Annotated in this window: 19 protein-coding genes and 1 pseudogene; 14 read left to right on the top strand and 6 right to left on the bottom strand. The window is 65.7% G+C overall.

The annotated features are described in order from the left end of the window. Positions 1-9: 9 nt before the first annotated feature. The 6 genes and pseudogenes from EI171_RS25890 (at position 10) to EI171_RS25865 (ending at position 6,619) form a co-directional block, all read left to right on the top strand. Positions 10-1,269: a CaiB/BaiF CoA-transferase family protein gene (locus EI171_RS25890; RefSeq protein ID WP_161535026.1), complete on the top strand. Its 1,260-nt coding sequence runs from the start codon at positions 10-12 to the stop codon at positions 1,267-1,269. A 48-nt stretch (positions 1,270-1,317) separates the two neighbouring features. Continuing rightward, positions 1,318-2,310 carry a tripartite tricarboxylate transporter substrate binding protein gene (locus EI171_RS25885; RefSeq protein WP_161535025.1) on the top strand — a complete coding sequence of 331 codons (993 nt, stop codon included), beginning with the start codon at positions 1,318-1,320 and terminating at the stop codon, positions 2,308-2,310. Between the two features lie 120 nt (positions 2,311-2,430). Further along, positions 2,431-2,913: a tripartite tricarboxylate transporter TctB family protein gene (locus EI171_RS25880; RefSeq protein ID WP_038967116.1), complete on the top strand. Its 483-nt coding sequence runs from the start codon at positions 2,431-2,433 to the stop codon at positions 2,911-2,913. An 11-nt stretch (positions 2,914-2,924) separates the two neighbouring features. Further along, positions 2,925-4,466, top strand: a complete 1,542-nt coding sequence (locus EI171_RS25875) for a tripartite tricarboxylate transporter permease (protein WP_028171292.1) — start codon at positions 2,925-2,927, stop codon at positions 4,464-4,466. Next, a pseudogene (locus EI171_RS25870) lies at positions 4,463-5,466 on the top strand (4-hydroxythreonine-4-phosphate dehydrogenase PdxA). Before EI171_RS25875 ends, EI171_RS25870 begins: the two are co-directional and overlap by 4 nt. 145 nt (positions 5,467-5,611) lie before the next feature. Beyond that, positions 5,612-6,619 carry a L,D-transpeptidase family protein gene (locus EI171_RS25865; RefSeq protein ID WP_161535024.1) on the top strand — a complete coding sequence of 336 codons (1,008 nt, stop codon included), beginning with the start codon at positions 5,612-5,614 and terminating at the stop codon, positions 6,617-6,619. Between the two features lie 196 nt (positions 6,620-6,815). Here EI171_RS25865 and EI171_RS25860 read toward each other — a convergent pair whose 3' ends face one another. Beyond that, positions 6,816-7,892, bottom strand: coding sequence for a methyl-accepting chemotaxis protein (locus EI171_RS25860; protein ID WP_161535023.1), 1,077 nt, complete (start codon positions 7,890-7,892; stop codon positions 6,816-6,818). Positions 7,893-8,179: 287 nt separating this feature from the next. Here EI171_RS25860 and recJ point away from each other — a divergent pair, with 287 nt between their 5' ends. The 3 genes from recJ to EI171_RS25845 all read left to right on the top strand — a co-directional run bounded on the left by recJ (position 8,180) and on the right by EI171_RS25845 (position 11,768). Beyond that, entirely contained in the window at positions 8,180-10,021 is a 1,842-nt protein-coding gene (gene recJ / locus EI171_RS25855) for a single-stranded-DNA-specific exonuclease RecJ (protein ID WP_161537078.1), read from the top strand. Between the two features lie 31 nt (positions 10,022-10,052). After that, positions 10,053-10,862, top strand: coding sequence for an SDR family NAD(P)-dependent oxidoreductase (locus tag EI171_RS25850; protein ID WP_161535022.1), 810 nt, complete (start codon positions 10,053-10,055; stop codon positions 10,860-10,862). Positions 10,863-10,970: 108 nt separating this feature from the next. Next, positions 10,971-11,768, top strand: a complete 798-nt coding sequence (locus EI171_RS25845; RefSeq protein WP_161535021.1) for an aldolase — start codon at positions 10,971-10,973, stop codon at positions 11,766-11,768. A gap of 134 nt (positions 11,769-11,902) precedes the next feature. Here EI171_RS25845 and EI171_RS25840 read toward each other — a convergent pair whose 3' ends face one another. Next, positions 11,903-13,126: a lytic murein transglycosylase gene (locus EI171_RS25840; protein WP_161535020.1), complete on the bottom strand. Its 1,224-nt coding sequence runs from the start codon at positions 13,124-13,126 to the stop codon at positions 11,903-11,905. A 137-nt stretch (positions 13,127-13,263) separates the two neighbouring features. On the opposite strand from EI171_RS25840, the gene EI171_RS44930 reads away from it, so the two are divergent. Beyond that, the gene (locus EI171_RS44930) at positions 13,264-13,440 is read left to right on the top strand and encodes a hypothetical protein (protein ID WP_166466011.1); all 177 of its coding nucleotides are present in this window, start codon (positions 13,264-13,266) and stop codon (positions 13,438-13,440) included. Positions 13,441-13,452: 12 nt separating this feature from the next. Here the strand turns inward: EI171_RS44930 and EI171_RS25835 are convergent, their stop codons facing one another. Continuing rightward, on the bottom strand, positions 13,453-13,983 hold the full coding sequence (locus EI171_RS25835; protein WP_161535019.1) for a MarR family winged helix-turn-helix transcriptional regulator: 531 nt from the start codon (positions 13,981-13,983) through the stop codon (positions 13,453-13,455). A 54-nt stretch (positions 13,984-14,037) separates the two neighbouring features. Between EI171_RS25835 and EI171_RS25830 the strand changes: the two genes are divergently transcribed. Together EI171_RS25830 and EI171_RS25825 are read left to right on the top strand one after the other, a co-directional pair. Beyond that, a complete protein-coding gene (locus EI171_RS25830; protein WP_028171301.1) occupies positions 14,038-14,517 on the top strand; it encodes a carboxymuconolactone decarboxylase family protein in 480 nt (159 codons plus the stop codon). 29 nt (positions 14,518-14,546) lie between these two features. Continuing rightward, positions 14,547-15,050: a cupin domain-containing protein gene (locus EI171_RS25825; protein WP_028171302.1), complete on the top strand. Its 504-nt coding sequence runs from the start codon at positions 14,547-14,549 to the stop codon at positions 15,048-15,050. Between the two features lie 106 nt (positions 15,051-15,156). Here the strand turns inward: EI171_RS25825 and EI171_RS25820 are convergent, their stop codons facing one another. The 3 genes from EI171_RS25820 to efp all read right to left on the bottom strand — a co-directional run bounded on the left by EI171_RS25820 (position 15,157) and on the right by efp (position 18,446). Then, a complete protein-coding gene (locus tag EI171_RS25820) occupies positions 15,157-16,065 on the bottom strand; it encodes an amino acid ABC transporter substrate-binding protein (protein ID WP_161535018.1) in 909 nt (302 codons plus the stop codon). Positions 16,066-16,232: 167 nt separating this feature from the next. Continuing rightward, positions 16,233-17,855, bottom strand: coding sequence for a peptidoglycan DD-metalloendopeptidase family protein (locus tag EI171_RS25815; protein WP_011087157.1), 1,623 nt, complete (start codon positions 17,853-17,855; stop codon positions 16,233-16,235). 24 nt (positions 17,856-17,879) lie between these two features. Beyond that, positions 17,880-18,446 carry an elongation factor P gene (gene efp, locus EI171_RS25810; RefSeq protein ID WP_011087158.1) on the bottom strand — a complete coding sequence of 189 codons (567 nt, stop codon included), beginning with the start codon at positions 18,444-18,446 and terminating at the stop codon, positions 17,880-17,882. Positions 18,447-18,608: 162 nt separating this feature from the next. On the opposite strand from efp, the gene epmA reads away from it, so the two are divergent. Further along, positions 18,609-19,673 carry an EF-P lysine aminoacylase EpmA gene (gene epmA, locus EI171_RS25805; protein ID WP_028171304.1) on the top strand — a complete coding sequence of 355 codons (1,065 nt, stop codon included), beginning with the start codon at positions 18,609-18,611 and terminating at the stop codon, positions 19,671-19,673. Then, on the top strand, positions 19,670-20,764 hold the full coding sequence (locus tag EI171_RS25800) for a lysine-2,3-aminomutase-like protein (protein ID WP_161535017.1): 1,095 nt from the start codon (positions 19,670-19,672) through the stop codon (positions 20,762-20,764). Before epmA ends, EI171_RS25800 begins: the two co-directional genes overlap by 4 nt. The last annotated feature ends 42 nt before the right edge of the window (positions 20,765-20,806 follow it).

Genomic DNA, 20,806 nt, shown 5'->3' with positions numbered 1-20,806 from the left:
GACGGGCCGATGCAAAGCGATCGATCGCAATCCACCTCTCGCCGTTCGGGACCGCTTGCCGGCCTCAAGGTCATCGATCTCACCCATGTCATGGCGGGGCCGACCTGCACCTTGATGCTCGCCGACATGGGCGCTGATGTCATCAAGATCGAGAAATGGCCGAACGGCGACGACACCCGCCATTCGGTGCCGCCCAAGATCGGCGATGAGGCGGCCTCCTTCCTGATGATGAACCGCAACAAGCGCGGCATCGTGCTGGACCTCAAGACCGATGGCGGCAAGAAGGTGCTGCGGCGGCTGATCGCGGACGCCGACGTGCTGGTCGAGAATTTCGCGCCGGGCGCCATGGAGCGCCTCGGCTTCGGCTATGAAGACCTGCACAAGCAGTATCCATCGCTGATCTACTGCTCGCTGTCGGGCTTCGGCCGCACCGGCCCCTACAAACACCGCCGCGGTTTTGACCTCGTCGCGCAGGCGATGAGCGGCATCATGAGCTTTACCGGCGAACGCCCGGATGGTCCGCCCGTCAAATGCGGCCCGCCGCTGTCCGACATCACCGCCGGCCTGCTCGCGAGCATGGGTATCCTTGCCGCCTATACGCATCGCCTCAAGACTGGCGAAGGGCAGTGGGTCGAGACCTCGCTTTACGAGGCGGCCCTGGTGCAGACCTACTGGCAGTCCACGATCGCGCTGGCCGCAGGCACCGCACCGCGCGCGATGGGCTCGGCGCATCCGCTCAACGCGCCGTACCAGGCCTTCGAGGCCTCGGACGGCTGGCTGGTGGTCGGCGGCGCCAACAAGAAGCATTGGCTGTTGATGCTGGAAGCGCTCGGTGCGGGCGAGCTTGCCTCCGATCCGCGTTTCGTCACCGGGGCCGACCGCATGGCGCATCTGAAGGAGCTCGAGGCCGTCCTGAGCGAGCGCTTCCGTACCCGGTCGCGGGCGTATTGGCTTGCGGCACTCGACGAGAAGGGCGTGCCGTGCGGCCCCGTGCACGACATGCTGGAGGCGCTCCGCGATCCGCAGACGCTGGCGCGCGAGATGGTCGTCGAGGTCGAGCATTCCACGCTCGGTCCCGTGAAGACGATCGGGCTTCCCGTCAAGTTTTCGGAGACCCCAGGCAAAGTGCTCTCGGGCGCGCCGGTCTACGGTGAGCATACCCGCGAGGTGCTGGCCGAACATGGGTTCGACCAGAAGCAGATCGAAGCGCTCGAGCAAGAAGGCGCAATCGTTTCAGCCGCAGACAGACGCGAGGAACGCGTCGCCTGACCGGTTCGATACAACAAATAAAACAGAACATAAGAGCTGGAGGAAATCATGGGTCGGACGTCAACACTTCTGCTTTCCGCAGCCGCGACCGTGCTCGCCGGCACGGTCCCGGCGTTTGCGGCCTGGCAACCGCAAAAGCCGATCGAGTTCGTGGCCACCGCCGGACCGGGCGGCGGCACCGACAATCTCGCCCGCGCGGTGCAGAACATCGTCACCAAGTACAAGCTGACGGAGCAGCCCATCGTCGTCGTCAACAAGGGCGGCGGCAGCGGCGCCGAAGGTTATGTCTACGGCAAGGCGTCCGCAGGCGATCCCTACAAGGTGATCTTCGGAACGTCGAACGCCTGGCAGCAGCCGCTCGTCTCCAAGGTCGCCTTCAACTACACCGATCTCACCCCGATCGCGGCGATGGCGCAGGACGAGTTCCTGCTCTGGGTCAAGCAGGATGCGCCCTACAAGACGGCAGGGGACTATCTGAAGGCGGCCGCATCGGGCGAATTCAAGATGGGCGGCGCGCAGTCGAAGGACACCGACGAGGTGCTGACCCGCATGATCGAGAAGGCCGGTCAGGTCAAGCTGACCTACATCCCCTTCAAGAGCGGCGCCGAGACCGCCGTGCAGCTCGCCGGCGGACACCTCGACTCCCACGTCAACAATCCCAGCGAGAGCCTCGGGCAATGGCGTGGCGGCACGCAGCGACCGCTTTGCGTTTTCAGCCCGAAACGGCTGCCGCAGGGTCCCAAGGTCACCGCGACTGAAGGCTGGAGTGACGTTCCGACCTGCGCCGAGCAGGGGCTCGACATCAAGCAATATGAGCAGCCGCGGACGGTGTGGCTGCCCGGCAAGGTCACGCCGGACCAGGCCGCGTTCTATGTCGACCTCATGAAGAAGGTGCAGGCGACGCCGGAATGGAAGGACTACATCGAGAAGACCTCGCAGGTCGACACGTTCCTGACCGGCGCCGAGTTCGACAAGTTCATCAAGGAGGACCTCGAGCACGTCAAGCAGGTTGCGGGTGAGCAGGGCTGGCTGGTCAAGTGAGGCGACCATCGTGCCACAATCTCCACTGTCGTCCCGGCGAACGCCCGGACGACACTTGATGGCTTGGAAAACGCGTGCGTCATTCACTGGCCGTGGCACGCCGCTCGAACGGAGCCCTCGATGATCTCACGCCGCGCGCTTGAGCTTGCGACCGCTATCCTAACCGGCAGCTTTGGTGTGGCCGTCGTCGTCTCCAGCCTCGACAACGGCATCGGCTGGTCGAGCGCGGGCGTGGACGCCGGCACGTTCCCGTTCCTGACCGGCATCATCATCGTGCTCGGAAGCCTCTACAATCTGGTGAGAGGTCTTCTGCCGGCGACGACGCTCGCAAGCGTTCCCATCGCGATCACACCGATCGAGCTGCGCCGGCTTGCCGGCCTGTTCGTGCCGGCCGCGATCTTCGTTGCCGCGATCCCGCTGGTCGGGATGTACATCGCCTCAAGCCTGTACGTCTTCGCCGTGCTGGCGATCCCGAGGCACCAATCCGTGCCACGCGCGCTGGCGATGGCGGCGGCAACGGCGCTCGCGCTCTACGTCGTGTTCGAGCGCATGTTTCAGGTCAGCCTGCCGCATGGCGCGCTCGCTGCCGCGTTCGGCATCTGACGGAGAGGCCGATGGACAATCTTGGGGAACTCCTGCACGGCTTCACCATCGCGATCACCGTGCCGCATCTGCTGCTGATGGCGGTCGGCGTGCTGCTCGGCATTCTCGTCGGCGTGCTGCCGGGGCTGGGCGCGCCGAACGGGGTGTCGCTGCTCCTGCCGCTGACCTTCGGCATGCAGCCGGTGTCGGCGATCATCCTGCTCTCCAGCATGTACTGGGGCGCGCTGTTCGGCGGCTCGGTGACCTCGATCCTGTTCAACATTCCCGGCGAGCCGTCCTCTGTCGCAACCACCTTCGACGGCTATCCGATGGCGCGGGACGGCCGGCCGACGACGGCACTCGCGACCGCCTTTGGTTCGGCTGCGTTCGGCGCGCTGGTCGGCGTCATCCTGATCACCTTCCTCGCATCCTGGGTGGCGCAGGTCGCGCTCGCCTTCGGGCCGGCGGAATATTTTGCGGTCTATTTCCTGGCCTTTGCGAGTTTCGTCGGCATGGGCGGGGCGGCCCCGATCAAGACCGTCGTGGCGCTCGCGATCGGCTTTGCGATCGCCGCCATCGGCATCGACACCGTCTCGGGCAGCGTCCGGCTGACCATGGGCATCGACGAGCTGGTCAAGGGGGTGAACTTCGTCGTCGCGGTGATGGGTCTGTTCGGCATCGGCGAACTGCTGGTTGCCGTCGAGGAGGAATTCCATGCCCGCGCCGTCTCCTCGAAGATCGATTGGCGCGAGGTGTTTCGCGCAGTCGGCCGCCTTCCGCGGCATAGCGTTGCGCTGCTGCGGAGCGCCGCGATCGGGTGCTGGATGGGGATCACGCCGGGCGGCCCGACCGCCGCATCCTTCATGAGCTACGGCATCGCCCGCCGCTTCTCGCGCCGCGGCCGATATTTCGGCACCGGCGAGGTCGAAGGCATCATCTCGCCGGAGACGGCCGATCATGCCGCGGGCACCAGCGCGCTGCTGCCGATGCTCTCGCTCGGCATTCCAGGCTCGGCGACCGCGGCCGTCATGATGGGCGGGCTCATGATCTGGGGCCTCAATCCAGGGCCGATGCTGTTCGTCGACCAGAAGGATTTTGTCTGGGGCCTGATCGCCTCGATGTATGTCGGCAACATCGTCGCGGTTGCGCTGGTGCTGCTGACCGTTCCGGTCTTCGCCGCCTTGATGCGAATCCCGTTCGTGGTCATCGCGCCCCTGATCGTGATCATCTGCGTCGTCGGCGCCTATTCGGTGTCGAACTCCTATCTCGACGTGGTGATGATGCTTGGCTTCGGTGTCGTCGGCTATCTCTTCAAGAAGCTGTTCTATCCGCTGGCGCCGCTGGTGCTCGCGATCGTCATCGGCGACAAGGCCGAGGATGCGTTCCGGCAGTCGATGCTGATGTCGAAGGGATCGCTCGGGATCTTCTTTGCGAACAAGCTGGTGACGTGCCTGATCGTGGCCGGCATCGCGCTGCTGCTGCTTCCGCTCGCGTTGCAGCTCGCGCGTTTGCTGCGCAAGCCCACGCCATCCGACAGGAATGAGACGACAGCTCAGGAGAAGGTGATCATATGACCGCAAAGCCGCTCATTGCACTGGCGATGGGAGATCCCGCCGGCATCAGCCCGGAGCTGACGGCGAAGCTCGTGGTGGAGGGCGACATCCGCGCGAGCTGCCGGCTCGTGGTGATCGGCGACCGCCGCATCTTCGACGAGGGCGCGCACGTTGCGGGCGTCAAGCCGGACCTGACCATGGTGGAGCAGGGGGCCGACCTTCGATCGCGCAGGGCGACGCGCTGTTTGTCGATCTTCGCCACCTCGACCCCAGGGACGTCGAGCCGAAGACCGCGACGCTTGCCGGCGGAAAATTCGCGCTGACCAATTACCGGCACGCGCTCGAACTCGGCCGCGACGGCCGCGTCGATGCGGTCTGCTTCACCCCCTTCAATAAGCAGGCGATGCGCCTTGCCCGCGCCGAGTATGACGACGAGATCGCGTTTTCCGCGGAGGTGGTCGGCCTCCAGACGCCGGCCAGCGAGTTCAACGTGCTGGACCGGCTCTGGAACGCGCGGGTCACGTCCCACATCCCGCTTAGGGATGTGGCTGCAAAGCTGTCCAGCGAACGCATCCACCGCGCGCTGAAACTGACCGATGCTTGCATGCGCAACGCCGGCTTTGCGCGCCCGCGCATTGCGGTTGCGGGTCTCAATCCTCACGCCGGCGACGGCGGCAATTTCGGCCGCGAGGAGATCGACATGATTGAGCCGGTGGTCGCGGCCGGCCAGCGCGAGGGCATTGCCGCGGAGGGGCCGTTCCCGGCCGACACCGTGTTCCTGCGCGCCAAGGGCGGCGCCTTCGACGCGGTGCTGACGATGTATCATGACCAAGGCCAGATCGCGATGAAGCTGATGGGCTTCGATCGCGGCGTGACCTTGCTCGGCGGCTTTCCATTCCCGATCTGCACGCCCGCGCACGGCACCGCCTACGACATCGCAGGCCAGGGCATCGCATCGATCGGCGCCAGCCGCGCCGCGCTGCTGCTCGCGGCGGAGATGGCCGGGCGCCGTGCTGGGTGATCGACCACGGGCACTAGCTCGTCGGCTGCGCCAGTCGCCCTCGGGAAAAACTAGAAACTTCCGTGGTCGCTCCGAGTTGCCAATTCGGTGAATGTCTCCATCCCGGAGCTGGCACATGGGCGATCGCGGGTCGCGAAGGACGATGATGAGCGCCCGGTCGGTCGATCGCGCCCGGGTATTCTGCATCGTTCTGATCCTTGTTCTGGCGGCAGCACCCGCGTTCGCGGCCGAGATCAGCCCGGCCGTCATCGAGTCCGCCGAGCCATCGAAGAAGACTCTCTCGAACGAAAAGCCGACTCCGGCGGGCGTGCGGTTGCAAGTGCTTCTGGACAGGGCGCATTTCTCGCCCGGCGAGATCGACGGCAGGTTCGGGGAGAATGCGAAGAAGGCGCTACGCGCCTATGCGGAAGCCCGGCAGTTGCCGGGCTCGGAGGCTCCGACGGAGGAGGTTTGGAAGGCGCTGCGGGCGGACGAGCGGCCGGTCACGCTGACCTACACCATCACCGAGCGGGACGTGGCGGGTCCTTTCCTGAACAAGCTGCCGTCGAAGATGGAGGACATGAAGGACATCCCGAAGCTCGGCTTCACCAGTCCGCGCGAAGCCCTGGCCGAGAAATTTCACATGAGCGAGCAGCTCCTGGCGGCGCTCAACCCCGGGCGTCGTTTTGATCGCGCCGGCGACACCATCGTCGTGGTGGACACTGCCAGTGCGGGAGAGGGGGCGCCTGCGAAGGCAGACAGGGTCGAGGTCGACAAGGTCAGGCAGACCGTCAAACTGTTCGACAAGTCGAATGCGATGATCGGATTTTATCCGGCGACTGTGGGAAGCGAGGACAAGCCGTCGCCCTCAGGCACGCTCAAGGTCACCGAAGTCAGCAAGAATCCGCTCTATCGCTACAATCCCGCCTATCACTTCAAGGGCGTCCGTTCGCGCAAGCCCTTTACCATCAAGCCAGGTCCGAACAATCCGGTTGGAACGGTGTGGATCAACTTGTCCGCCGAAGGCTACGGCATTCACGGCACGCCATCGCCGGACAAGATTTCCAAAGCGGAATCTCACGGCTGCGTGCGTCTCACCAACTGGGACGCCGAACGCGTCGCTGGGAGCGTCGCGAAAGGCACGCCGGTCGCCTTTGTGGAGGGCGCCAAGTGAGGGGCCGCTCACACGGCGGTCGCCGGCCCAAGGCAACGAGCGCGTTTTCGGATTTCGGAATAGTCGAATAATGCCACTGTTTTGCCCGACGCGTCAAAACAGCTTGAGCTGCGGGCAAAACACTAATGAAAACAACGCTCGGTTACTGTGTATGGGGTTGTTTTGCGATTTTTTATCGAGCGGACGGATCCTGGCCTCAGGCTCCGCAGATGATCACGCCATACCAGCCGAGGCCGCGATAGGTCTCGTAGCCGGGTGTCGCATGGAACGCGATCATCGTGCTCGAGCGGTCGTGATAGAAGCCGGAGCGCTGGCCGTTCAGCGACAGCGAGATGCGCTCGCTCAAAATGCCATGGCCGTCGGAGGCCGCGATCACGCGGAAATTGGAGTCGACCAGCAGCACGCGCGCCTTGTCGCTGTCGCCGACGCGCACGCCCTGGACGATGGCGCGGGCCTGCGGCTCCCAGTCGAAATGGATGGCGAGCACGCCGATCGGCGAGCCGTTGGCCTGGCCGCCGGCGCGGACGCTGGCGCAATAGGTCGCGACCTGCGCGTTGCCGAGCAGCGGCTGGTTCTCGACGTCGCCGGCGACATAGTCGTCGCCGGAGCGCAACGTCCGCGCCTCGCGAAACCATTTGGTGTGGGCGATGTTCTGGCCGACGACGCGAAAGCGGTCGGCGCGGCCATTGGCGATGACGTTGCCGTCGAGGTCGCAGAGCCAGAGGTCGAGATAGACGGTGTAGGCGCCGAGGATGACGCCGAGGCGCTGCGAGGCGTAGGTGACTGCCGCCGGAGCAGGCGAGGCCGCGCAATCCACCACGGCGGAGTCGGTCGCCCACCAGCGCACGTCGCAGGTGCGCTCATAGAGGTTGCGGTCGATCAGTTCGACCGCATTGAGCGACAGGTCGACCATGCGCTCGCCGCGCGAGCGCTGGCTCATGCGGTCGATCGAGGCGACGAGATCGCCGGTGCGCTTCGTCAATTGGGTTTCGAGCTCGCGCGCGATGGTCTCGACCTGTTGGCCGACGCCGCGCACCTCCTGCGCCACCACCGCGAAGCCCGCACCTTGCGCGCCGGCGCGCGAGCTCTCGATCAGCGCGTTCAGCGCCAGCATCTTCATCTGGTTGGTGATCTGCTGGATCGCCTTGGTCTTGTCGACCGCGATCTGGTTGACCTCCGCGGTGAGGCGATTGATCAGCGCGGAAATGTCGGAATCGTCGTCAGCGGGTTCGGCGGCAATCGGCTTGGCTTTCAGACCCAGCGCAGCAGACATCGGGGAGTTCCCTTGGCAATGAGGCCTGATCTGCAATGAACCCGGAACAATCGCTTACAGATCGAATACGATTCTTTTTCGAGGATTCCGCCTAACGCCCGCTTAATTTGCTGTCCGGCGAAATGCCTAAATGGTAGTCACTCCGGCCTGTCGGCCGGCCATCCACTGCTTTGTGCCCCCCAGCCGTTGCAAATCGCCGGGGTTTCCTGGCCAATCCCCTTAAGCCAGTGACCGGGCGCCTCGCGTGTTCGCCCGAACCTCGAGTTCCCAACAGATTGCCGCTCGTTATGACGCCGCCCGCCACCGCCTTGCCCGTCGAAGCGCCCCAGGCGTTCCTGGGGGTGACGCGCTCGCTCACCGACAAGCTCTGGCGCGACCGGCTGGACGCCCGCGGGGCGGCCCAGGCGCTCGCCATTGTGCAGCGGCACCAGTTGCCGGAACTGCTGGCGCGGGTTCTGGCGGGGCGCGGGGTCGATATCGACGCGGTGCCGGACTTTCTGGACCCGACCATCCGCAAGCTCATGCCGGACCCCTTCACGGTGACGGAGATGGAGGCCGCCGCAAAGCGCATCGCCGATGCCGCGGCGAAGGGCGAGAAGGTCGCGATCTTCGGCGACTACGATGTGGATGGCGCGACCTCGGCGGCGCTGCTGGCCTGGCACCTGCGCCATTGCGGGCTCGATCCGCTGATCCACATTCCCGACCGGATCTTCGAGGGCTACGGCCCGAACGTCGAAGCCGTTCGGGGGCTGGCGGCGAAGGGCGCCACGCTGCTCGTCACCGTCGATTGCGGCACCACCAGCATCGAGCCGCTGGCTGAGGCCAAGCGCCTCGGCATGTCCGTGGTCGTGATCGATCATCATCAGGCCGGCACGGAGCTGCCGGTGGTCGACGCACTGGTCAATCCGAACCGGCTCGACGATCTCTCGGGCCTTGGCCATCTCGCCGCCGTGGGCCTCGTGCTGGTGACGCTGGTCGCGGTGAACCGCGAGCTGCGCCAGCGTGGCTTCTGGAATGCGGAGGTGCCCGAGCCAGACCTTTTGGGCATGCTGCATCACGTCGCGCTCGGCACGGTCGCCGATGTCGCGCCATTGATCGGACTCAACCGCGCCTTCGTCGCCAAGGGGCTGATCGCGATGCGGCGGCGCGATCATGTCGGCCACACCGCGCTGATGGACGTGGCGCGGCTCAACGGCCCGCCGGAGGCCTGGCATCTCGGCTTCATGCTGGGGCCGCGGGTCAATGCCGGCGGCCGGATCGGCCGCGCCGATCTCGGCGTGCGGCTCTTGCTCGAAGGCGACAGCGTCGAAGCCGCGCGGATCGCGGCTGAACTCGATCGCCTCAACACCGAACGCCGTGTCATCGAGCAGGCCGCGGAAGCGCAAGCCGAGGCCGAGGCGCTGGCCTCGATCGGACTGGAGGACAAGCTCGGCGTCATCGTCACGGCGTCCGAAGGCTGGCACCCCGGCGTGGTTGGCCTCGTCGCTTCCCGTCTGAAGGAGAAGTTTTCGCGGCCCGCCTTTGCGATTGCACTCGAGCCCGGCGGCATCGGCACCGGCTCGGGCCGCTCGATCGCCGGCGTCGACATCGGCAAGGCGGTGCGGCAGGCGGTCTCCGACGGCATCCTGCTCAAAGGCGGCGGCCATGCGATGGCCGCGGGCGTGACGCTGCGCAAGGAGAAGCTCGCCGAATTCCGCGCCTATCTTGAAAATGCGCTGGCGCGCGACGTCGCCCAGGCGCGCCACGTCAACGAGCTCTATATCGACGGCGCCGTCTCTGCGCGCGCAGTGACGACGGAGCTTGCGGCGACGCTCAACCGCGCAGGGCCCTTTGGCAGCGGCAATCCGGAAGCCGTGCTGGCGCTGCCGGCGCATCAGCTCGTCTATGCCGATGAGGTCGGCCAGGCGCATCTGCGTTTGCGCTTCAAGTCCGGCGATGGCGCCATCGTCAACGGCATCGCCTTCCGTTCGGTCGGACAAAAACTCGGCAACGCGTTGGTCGCCAATCGCGGTCAGCAATTGCATGTCGCGGGATCGTTGTCGGTCGACCGCTATCAGGGCGCCGAGCGTGTGCAGTTCCGCGTCATCGACGTCGCGCTACCGGACCAGGGGCCATCCGTGATTAAGTAGCGGCCTCAAACAACAAGAAAAGGGAGTGAACATGGCAGGGCAGGTTGAGGGCAAGGTCGCGCTGGTGACGGGCGGCGCCTCCGGCATCGGCGAGGCGATCGTCGAGCTGTTCGCGCGCGAGGGCGCCACCGTCATCGCAACCGACGTCGACGAGTTGCGCGGCCCCGAGCTCGCCAAGCGCATCACAAAGGCCGGCGGCAAGGCGATCTTCCTGGAGCAGGACGTCAGCAGCGAGGAACGCTGGATCGAGATCGTCGCCGAGATCGCCAAGCGCTACGGCCAGCTCGACATCATGGTCTCCAATGCCGGCATCGGCATTGCCGTGCCCTCGATCGTCGACATGACGCTCGGTGACTGGCGCAGGCAGAACGCGATCAACCTCGACGGCGTGTTTCTCTCGGTCAAGCATTGCCTGCCTTTGATGCGCAAGACCGGCGGCGGCTCGATCGTCATGATGTCCTCGCTGGCGGGCCTGCGCGGCGCGCCGGGGTTGTCGGCCTATTCGGCGACCAAAGGCGGCGTGCGGCTGTTTGCGAAATCGATCGCGATGGAGTGCGCGGCCGTGGGCGATGGCATTCGCGTCAATTCCGTTCATCCCGGCATCATCGACACTCCGATCTGGGGCAAGATCCCGACGGGGGCGACCGGCAACCAGGGCAATGCGCCGATCGATCCGGAGGAACGGGCCCGGGGCGTCACGCCGCTTGCCCGCGCCGGGCAGGCCGCGGAGATTGCCTCCGGCGTGCTGTATCTGGCGTCAGATGCCTCGCGTTACGTCACCGGCAGCGAGCTCGTGATCGACGGCGGTATGAACGCCGGCGGCGTGCCGCGGCGGCAATAAGCCGCCGCGCGGGCTGCGAAGGGCAGGGTGGCGCCCGCGGGGGCTGACGCGCAGGCGTCGGCCCTGTACAAGGCGGGCAGCTCTCGACCGACAAAGGTGTCCTTCGCCATGGCGCACAGCCTTCACTCCTCGTCATCCACGCCGGCGCCATTCCGCTCGAACCGGCCGGACCTTGCCACCGACGCGATCCGCACCGCGCGCGAGGATCTCGCCGCCTGCTTCCGCATGGCCGCGCGCAACGGCTTTGAGGAGGGCATCTGCAACCACTTCTCGGCCGTGGTGCCGGGCCACGACGACCTGTTCCTCGTCAACCCCTACGGCTACGCCTTCCGCGAGCTGACCGCGTCAACGCTCTTGATCTGCGACTTCCACGGCAACGTGCTCGACGGCGAGGGCGTACCCGAGGCAACGGCGTTCTACATCCACGCCGAGATGCACAAGCGCCTGCCGCGCGCCAAGGTCGCGTTCCACACCCACATGCCCTACGCCACCGCGCTGTCGATGACCGAGGGCGATCCCCTGATCTGGGCGGGGCAGACCGCGCTGAAATTCTACGGCCGCACCGCGGTCGACCGCGACTACAACGGCCTTGCGCTCGACAACCGCGAAGGCGCGCGGATCGCATCCGCCGTCGGCGATGCCGACATCGTCTTCATGAAGCATCACGGCGTGATGGTGCTGGCGCCGACCATCGCGGAAGCCTGGGACGATCTCTACTACCTCGAGCGCGCCGCCGAGGTGCAGGTGCTGGCGATGTCGACGGGGCGCAAGGTGTTGCCCGTCGATCCCGCGATTGCGGCCGAGACCTACAAGCAGATGCGCGAGGGCGATTCCGAATCCGCGCGGTTGCACCTGGCTGCGATCCGTAGACAGCTTGATGCCGAGGAGCCGCAGTACAGGCACTGAGGCAGGGGGCGCGTCACCCACAGTGTCATTCCGGGGCGCGCCACTTGGCGCGAGCACGGAATCCATTTTTCTGCGTCGCTTGCTGCACGATGGATTCCGGGTTCGCGCTTCGCGCGCCCCGGAATGACCAGCTCCTACGACCCCTGCCGCAGCCGCGCCAGCACCTTCAGCCCGCCATAGCCGTCCGCCGGCGTGATCCCCGCGCGTTGCTGGAAATCCTTGATCGCCTTCATGGTGTCGTTGCCGACGCGGCCGTCGGTGCCGCCGGTGTCGAACCCGGCCTTGGTCAGTCGCGTCTGCATCTCCTGCACTTCGGCCAGCGTCAGCGCACGCTCGGAGCCGGGGAAGGGCTGGATGAAAGGCGGTGCGCCGAGGCAGCGGTCGCCGAGATGGCAGATCGCCAGCGCATAGTTCATCGAGGGATTGTAGCTCTTCACCGAGTAGAAATTGGGCCCCAGCAGGAAGGTCGGTCCGCCTGCGACCGGCGTCCAGATCTGTGCGGTCGCGGAGGCTTGCGGAAACGGCTGGCCGTCGGCGCGGGTGACGCCGGCGGCCTGCCATGCCGCATAGGTGCGGCTGCCGCTCATGTCGCCGGATGCGCGCACCTCGTAGCCCCAATGCTCGCCGCGGCGCCACTTGCCGCGATTGACGAGGTACTTTGCCGTCGAGCCCAGCGCGTCGTCGGGCTTGCCGAATGGCGACACCTTGCCGTCGCCGTCATAGTCGATGCCGACATTGAGCCAGACTTCGGGCATCCATTGCGAATGCCCCATCGCACCGGCCCAGGAGCCCTTCATCTCCTCCGGCGTGCTCCAGCCCTTGTCGACGATGCGTAGCGCGTTGATCAGCTCGGTCTCCCAATAGGCCTTGCGGCGCGGCTCGTTCCAGGCGAGCGCGGCGAGCGAGGGAAACACCGGCGTCATGTGGTTCTGCTGCACCAGCGGATCGCCATAAGCGGACTCGACGCCCCACAGCGCCAGCAGCGTGCCGCGCTCGACGCCGAAGTCGCGCTCGATGCGGGCGAGCAGGGCCTCGTTGTTCTTCAGCGCGATCTTGCCGTTGATGATGCGCCAGTCGGAGACGCGGCGGTTGATGTATTGCCAGACCTGCTCGTGGAATTCGGGCTGGTTGCGCATCTGCTTGAACACGCTCATGTCGGGCTCGACCCGCGCCATCGCGCGCTGCCAGGTCGCGGCCGAAATGCCCTTCGCCATTGCGCGTGCGCGAAAGCTCTCGCGCCATTCGTCGAAGCCTGGCGGCGTGGCGAGGGCGTAGGTGGGTGACGCGGCGAAGGCTGCCGCGCCGAGCGCGGATTTCAGCAAGGTGCGGCGGGTGGGCGAGGAATCAGCTTGTTTCATGGACACATTGTAGCGGGAAACAAGGCTCCTGTGAGCCGGTTCCTGGAACGTAGGGAACAGGCGCCCCGCCGCACGTTCCCCGATTTTTCGGTCAGCCGCTTTACGGTCGGCTCGCTCTTGTCATGCAGAATGCGCGCATGCGGGAGCTGTTCGACATCATCCGTGCCAATCCCTGGCCGTTCGGCGCAGGGCTGTTCGTCGTGATCCTGATGATCATTGCGGAAAACTTTGGCCGAGGCATTCAGGGCGATGGCGCCGTCGGCGACTTGTCGGATGCCGATGGCGGCGACGGAGGCTTCGGCGACCAGGGCTAGTCCCGGCGCGGTCTAGTCGTCCTGCAAATCGGCCGCGATTCCGGCGAGCCAGCGCCGGACCGTTGTTTCCGCCTTGCTATCCAGATTCCGGGCGATGCGCTTCTCCAGCGCGATTACCCGATCCCGGCAAGCCTTGAGCAGCGTCGCGCCGCGCGGCGTCAGCGTCCATTGCTGGATGCGGCCGTGGACGGGATGAGGCGTCATCGCAATCGCGCCGTCGCGTTCGAGGTTGCGGATGATGACGCCGACCGTCTGCGGCGTCAGGAAGGTGAGGCGGGCGACGTCGGCGCCCGACAGGCCCGGATAGGCGTTCAGCATTGTCAGCACGGCAAATTGCGGCGAGGTCACGCCGAGATCGGCGAGCGTCCGTTCCATCGTCAGGCGGACCGCGGCATGGGCCTGGCGCAGCAGATAGCCGAGATAGCCTTGCTCGCCGCGTTTGCCTTCCCCCGGGGCGGGCACGCGGACCGCACTCCCGTCGGAAGCGGCGGAGGCCTTCCGCGGGCTTTTCGATCTTGTGAAGTCAGCGGCCTTGCGCGGCATATAAGAGCTCTTATACAGTATAAGTACTCTTACAATAACATGAGGTGCACGGCAATGTCACACGCCCGCAGCGAATATGAGGATTTCAAGCGGATCGCGCCCGATGCGTATGATCTGGTGCTGGCGCTGGGCCAGGCTGCGGCCAAGGCCGGCCTCGACAAGCAGCTTCTCGAGCTGGTCAAGTTGCGCGCCTCGCAGATCAACGGCTGCGCCTTCTGCGTGCAGCATCATATCCTGCTCTCGGAGCGCATCGGCGTGCCGGTGGACAAGCTCAATCTGGTCGCGGTCTGGCGCGAGGCACCGATCTACTCGGCGCGCGAGCGTGCGGCATTGGCCTGGACCGAAGCCCTGACCTTCCTGCCCGACGGCGTCAGCGACGAGGTCTACGCGGAAGTGACCAGCGAATTCTCCGAGTCCGAGCTGATGTACCTGACCTCGGCGGTCGCCTCGATCAACGTCTGGAACCGGTTTGGCGCGGCCTATCGCTGGACGCCGGCGAAGCGGCCGGTCGCAACGAATGCCGCCGCATCCTGATTGCCATCAGGGAAAACGGGGAGGTTGTCATGACAGCAATGAGTCTGGCCACCACGCAACGCCCGGTGCCGTCGCGTTCAATGGCGCTGGCCGTTGTCGGCGGGCTCGCCTGCGCACTCGCGATCGGCAAGGCGCTGCCGCTGACGATGGAGACCGTATCCGGCGCGCTCGCGCCGCTCTGCGCGACAGCCGCGGAGAGTTCGCCGCTCGACAAGGTCGAGCCGATCGGCTCCTATGCATTGCCGAACGTGCCGGGCAAGCGCGTGACCATCGTGCGCGTTTTCTACGGCCCCGGCGGATTTACGCGGCCGCATCGCCACGCGGGCTCGGTGACCGCCTACGTCACCAAGGGCGAGATCCGCTCCCAGCTCGGTGGCGGCCCGGTCGAGACGTTTGGCGTCGGCCAGTCCTTCTTCGAGCCGCCCGGCGCGACGCATCTGGTGTCGGCGAATGCCAGCGCCACGCAGCCGGCGGAATTGATCGCGGTGTTCGTGGCGGACGAGGGCGCGCAGCTAACGACGTTTCTGGACTAGTTCGTAGCCCGGGCGAGCGAAGCGACACCCGGGAACAGTTGTCGTGAACATCCCGGATGTCGCTTCGCGCATCCCGACTATACGATCGGCGTGCTCCGCGATCTCGTCAGCCACCATACGACGCCGGATCGGGATTGTCGGACGGGTGCTCGAACGACTTCTTCATCGACACCGGCATCGGCACGTGGAAGTTCAGGCCGCGCGGCGGCACCGGCTCCATGAACCATTTGTTGTAGATCTTCTCGATCTCCGGGCTCTTGTAGAGTTTTGCCGTGGCACGATCGACCACGGCCTTGAACTGTGCGTCGTCCTTGCGCAGCATGATGCCGTAGGGCTCCGGATCGGAGAAGGCGCCGGAGCTGATGGCGTAGAGCGACGGATCCTTCGCTGAGGCGATCATGGCCGCGAGCTGGATGTCGTCCATGACGAAGGCCTCGGCCCGGTCAGTCTCGACCATCAGGAACGCCTCGGGGACGTCCTTTGCATTCATGACGTTGATCCCGAGCGCGCGCGCGGCGTTGGCCTTGTTGAGCTGGGTGATGTTGGTGGTGCCCGCGACCGAGACGACGGCCTTGCCCTTGAGGTCATCGACCTGATCGAGCTTCGAAGCCTTCTTCGACACGAAGCGGCTCGCCGTGAGGAAATGCGTGTTGGTGAACCACACCTGCTTCTGGCGGTCGGCGTTATTGGTCGTCGAGCCGCATTCGAGGTCGATGGTGCCGTTCGCCATCAGTGGAATGCGGTTGGACGAGGTGACGAGGTTCTCGTTGACCGCGAGCTTGTCCAGCTTCAACTCGGCCTTGATCTCCTCGACGATCTTCATGCAGATGTCGATGGCGTAGCCGACGGTCTTCTGCTTCTCGTCGATATAGCTGAAGGGCACTGCACTGTCGCGCACCCCGAGCGTGATCGCGCCGGTCTCCTTGATCTTCTTCAGCGTACCGGTCAATTCCTGCGTATGAGCCGGCACGGCGAATGCGACGGCCACGATGACCGCCGTGGTAAGACAACGCATGTGCTTCCCTTTCTCCAGTTTGCTTGCGGAAGCCAAGCAATTCTGGGGCCAGAGAAGGCCGGGTCGTTCGGGGAGGTCGGGACGCCGATCCGCTTAAGCCTCGTGCGCCGAAAGGGGCGTCATGAGATCGTCATCGAGGCGCGCCGCGTGGTGAGGCGCGAGTTGCCTCAATTCTCCTCGCTGCTCGAGCCCTCGCGCTGATCCGGCTTGATCACGTCCTCAGGCAGCGCATGTGCCACAGGCTGCGGGCCGCCCGCGATCTCCGGGCCGACCTCGCGGCCGCGGGCACGGATCAGCCGCTCATAGGCGGAGACCAGCGTGACGTAGGGGCTGACCCAGATCCAGCCGTCGCGGGTGAACACCTGGACGTCGAAATGCAGATGCATCGACGTGCCGGCGGGATGGTCGAGATAGTTCGAGACCACGCCGATCTTCTCGCCTTCGGTCACGATGCGGCCGTTGAGCACGCCGTCGGCGTTCATCACCTGCGGGTTCATGTGCATGTAGCGGAAGCGCATGTGCTCGGTGCGGCTGTTGATCTCGAGCGTCGCGGCCTGGTCCTTGGACGCGCGGATCACGATGGCGTCGCGCACGGCGACGACGGCGCGCTGCTTGGGATCGCAGGGGGCGCGACCTTCGCCGGGCGGCGGGCACTCGGCGGCGCGGATGTCCTCGCCCTGGTGGCCGTACCCGCCGCCGCATTGCCCGACTTCGAAGCTGCGGGACTCGCAGAAATTGTCGCGCCAGGGGTAGGCCGTCGGACTCTCGTTCTTGTCGCGCCTGCCGTAGGATTGCGAGCGCACGAAAGCGGGCGCCTTCTCCAGCGGGAAGCGGATCTGCGCATAGGCCATCACGTCCGGATGGCCGCTCTTGTTGCGGTAGCCGGTGTTCGGGATGATGTCGCCGCTCGGCCGGTAGCTGAAATCGGCCGAGCGCCCTGAAGGACGATCGATGATGTCGGAGGCAACGTCCATCAGCGGCCGCATGCGCTGGCCGCCGGCGACGCGCAGCGCCTTCAGGAAGCGTTCGGCAACCGGATAGGCCTCCTTGCAGGCAAGCCGCCGCGGTTTTGCGACACTGTCCAGGCACTGGATGGAGACGACATAGGCGACGCCGAACCGAGTGAAGGCGTAGCGCACATAGCCTTCGCGGATGAACCTGCGCAGGTCCGGATAATGGGCTGCAAGCGGCTTGACCGGCTCACCCTTGCCGCCGGCGGGATCGGCGATGTCATAGAGCAGCGCAGAGCCCGTGATCTGCACCTCGACGGGTCTTGCGAAGACACGCGTCGGCATGCCGTCACCGGCGCCGGGTTCGAGCGAGAAGCTCGCGCTATATCCGGCGGGGCCGGCGTCGAACATATCGACGGGGTTGAAATCAGCCTGATAGCGCGACAGCGACAGGCTCGGCGGTGCGCCGTTGCGCTGGGCCTCGCGATAGGCGCCGGCGTCGAACGGCAGCAGCACGGGCACGGAGCTGCGGGCAATGCCGGTGAAGAATTGGGAGGAGATTGCGTTGAGCTGCACCAGCGCCGGCATCGCGCGCGGATCGTAGCGCGGCACGGAACGGCGAGGCACGAAGATGAAATCGTCCGCGGCCCGGGGGTGGCTGTTGATCTCGGTGCGGAGCTGGTCGAGCGCTGCGCGCCAATCGACGCGCAGGGCCGTGAGCGAGGGGCTGCGGAATTCGTCCGCAGCGAGCGGAGTGGCGGTGAGGAGCGACAGCGACGCCAAAAGAAGCGAGACGAAGCGGAAACTCTTCCTATCCACTGTCTCGCCCCCCGGCGGCACCTGTTCCGATCCTCGATCCCTGGCTTAGTCCTTGGCGCGCTCGGAGTAGGAGCCGTCCTCGGTCATCACCACGATGCGGGTGCCGACGGCGATGTGCGGCGGCACGGTGGTGCGGATGCCGTTGGAAAGCACCGCGGGCTTGTAGGAAGACGAGGCGGTCTGGCCCTTGGTCACCGGCTCGGTCTCCACCACTTCCAGCGTCACGCGCTGCGGCAGCGCGAGCGAGACCACGTTGACGTCGTGGGTCGACAGCTTGACGGTCATGTCTGGCTGAAGATAGGCGGCCGCGTCGCCGACCACGTCCTTGGAGACCTGGACCTGGTCGTAGGTCTCAGGGTTCATGAAGTGGTAGCCGTCACCGTCTTCATAGAGGAAGGTGAAGTTGCGCTCTTCGATCGTCGCCTTTTCGACCTGGTCGGTGGTCTTGTAGCGCTCGGAGATCTTTACCCCGTCCGAGATTCGGCGCATTTCGATCTGGCTGACGGGGGTGCCCTTGCCGGGATGGATGTTCTCGGCGCTCACGACGACATAGAGCTTGCCGTCTTGCTCGATCACGTTGCCCTTGCGAATAGAACTGGCGATGACTCTCAAAGCTGTATTTCCTGCTTGCTTGGCCCGGCTCCGGCCAGGACGTGGTCAAATTGATGGGGGACTTGGGGCCTCAAATCAGACCTCGGCGCCCGTTTCGGGCCGCAACATACTGATTTTGCCGTTGGATGCCAGCACTTTGCTGATGGCTGGGGTGGTCGGTTAATGGCTGGGGACAAGCCGATTTCGCCGTTCTGGTCGCCCGAGCGCCACCTCGACCGGCGGCCGTTCCTCCAGGCGAGGGGAGCCGTGACCGGGGCTTTACGGGGCTTTTTCGCCGAGCAGGGCTTCATGGAGGTCGAAACCTCCGTTCTTCAGGTCTCCCCGGGCAATGAGACCCATCTGCACGCCCCCCGGACCGAGATCGTGCGGCCCGACGGCAGCCGGGCCAGCCGCTACCTGCGGACCTCCCCGGAATTTGCCTGCAAGAAGCTGCTGGCGGCCGGCGAGCCCCGAATCTTCGAGTTCGCCCGGGTGTTCCGTGACCGCGAGCGCGGCGACCTGCATCTGCCCGAATTCACCATGCTGGAATGGTACCGGGCCGGTGCGCCTTATGACGCCATCATGGCCGACACCGTCGTGGTCATCGCCCGCGCGGCGCAGGCGACCGGGATCGGGACCTTCTCCTTCCGCGGCCGGACCGCCGATCCCTTCGCCGAGCCGGAGCTCCTGACGGTCGCAGGCGCCTTCGAACGGTTCGCCGGCATCGATCTGCTGTCGACAATCTCGGGTGACGAGGGTAACCGTGCCGCGCTCGCCCAAATGGCCGGCGGCAAGATCCGCGTGGCCGGGGACGACACCTGGTCGGACATCTTCAGCAAGGTTCTGGTCGAGCATGTTGAGCCGCATCTGGGACAGGGGCGTTTGACCATTCTGTTCGAATACCCATCTCCCGAGGCGGCACTGGCGCGCGTGAAGGCCGGCGATCCCAGGGTCGCCGAACGGTTCGAGGTCTATGCCTGCGGCGTCGAACTCGCCAACGGTTTTGGCGAACTGACCGACGCCGAAGAGCAGCGCCGGCGCTTCACCGAATCGATGGCGGAGAAGCAGCGCCGCTATGGCGAAGCCTATCCGCTGGACGAGGACTTTCTGGCCGCGGTCGCCGCAATGCCGGAGGCGAGCGGCGTCGCGCTCGGCTTCGACCGGCTGGTGATGCTGGCCAGCGGCGCAACGCGGATTGATCAGGTGGTGTGGACGCCGCCCGCAAATGAAACGCTAAGTGAAACATGACGAAGACCAATCTTGCACGCACCTTGCGCGAGCCGGCCGAGCTCGTGGCCGAGCACCTCGCGCCTGCCGCGGCGCTGCCCGCACTGGAGCGCGTTGCCGCGCGCTATGCGGTCGCGATCACGCCGGCGCTGGTCGAGCTGATCGACACATCCGATCCTGACGATCCCATCGCCCGCCAGTTCGTGCCGACCGCCGCGGAGCTCGAGATGCAGCCGGGCGAGAGCGCCGATCCGATCGGAGATCACCCGCATTCGCCGGTCCCGGGCATCGTGCACCGCTATCCCGATCGCGTGCTGTTCAAGCTCGTTCACGTCTGCGCGGTCTATTGCCGCTTCTGCTTCCGCCGCGAGATGGTCGGCCCCGGCAAGGACAACGCGCTCTCGGACAGCGCTTATTGTGCTGCCATTGATTACATCCGCGCGCACGACGAGATCTGGGAGGTGATCCTGACCGGCGGCGATCCCCTCATGCTGTCGCCGCGCCGCATGAGCGAGATCATGGCCGATCTCGCCGGCATCGATCACGTCAAGATCATCCGCCTTCACACCCGCGTGCCCGTCGCCGACCCCGCGCGCGTCAGCGACGAGATGGTCGCAGCGCTGAAGGTTGCGGGCGCGACCACCTGGGTTGCGCTGCATGCCAATCATGCACGCGAGCTCACGGAAGGCGCCCGCGCAGCCTGCGCGCGGCTCGTCGATGCCGGGATTCCCATGGTCAGCCAGTCCGTGCTCTTGCGCGGCGTCAATGACAACGTCACGGCCTTGTCGGATTTGATGCGAGCTTTCGTCGAATGCCGGATCAAGCCGTACTATCTGCATCACGGCGATCTCGCACCTGGCACTGCGCATCTGCGCACCACGCTGGCGGAGGGGCAGGAGCTGATGCGGCAGCTGCGCGGACGGGTGTCAGGACTTTGTCAGCCTGACTACGTCATCGACATTCCCGGGGGTGCCGGCAAGTCGCCGGTGGGGCCGAACTATGTGTTGGCGGCACAAAATACCGCACCCGACGCACGTGAAGCGGCGACGGAAACGCGCTATCGTATCGTGGACTATTGCGGGGACGTTCATCTCTATCCGCCCGAGACGTGAGTGGTGACGGAGTGGACGCCGGTTTGAGCATGGAGGAACGGA

This window comes from Bradyrhizobium sp. LCT2, from assembly GCF_009931255.1.
GTDB lineage: Bacteria > Pseudomonadota > Alphaproteobacteria > Rhizobiales > Xanthobacteraceae > Bradyrhizobium > Bradyrhizobium diazoefficiens.
Note: the sequence above shows the minus strand (reverse complement) of the source record. Positions and strands in the feature narration are given on the sequence as shown.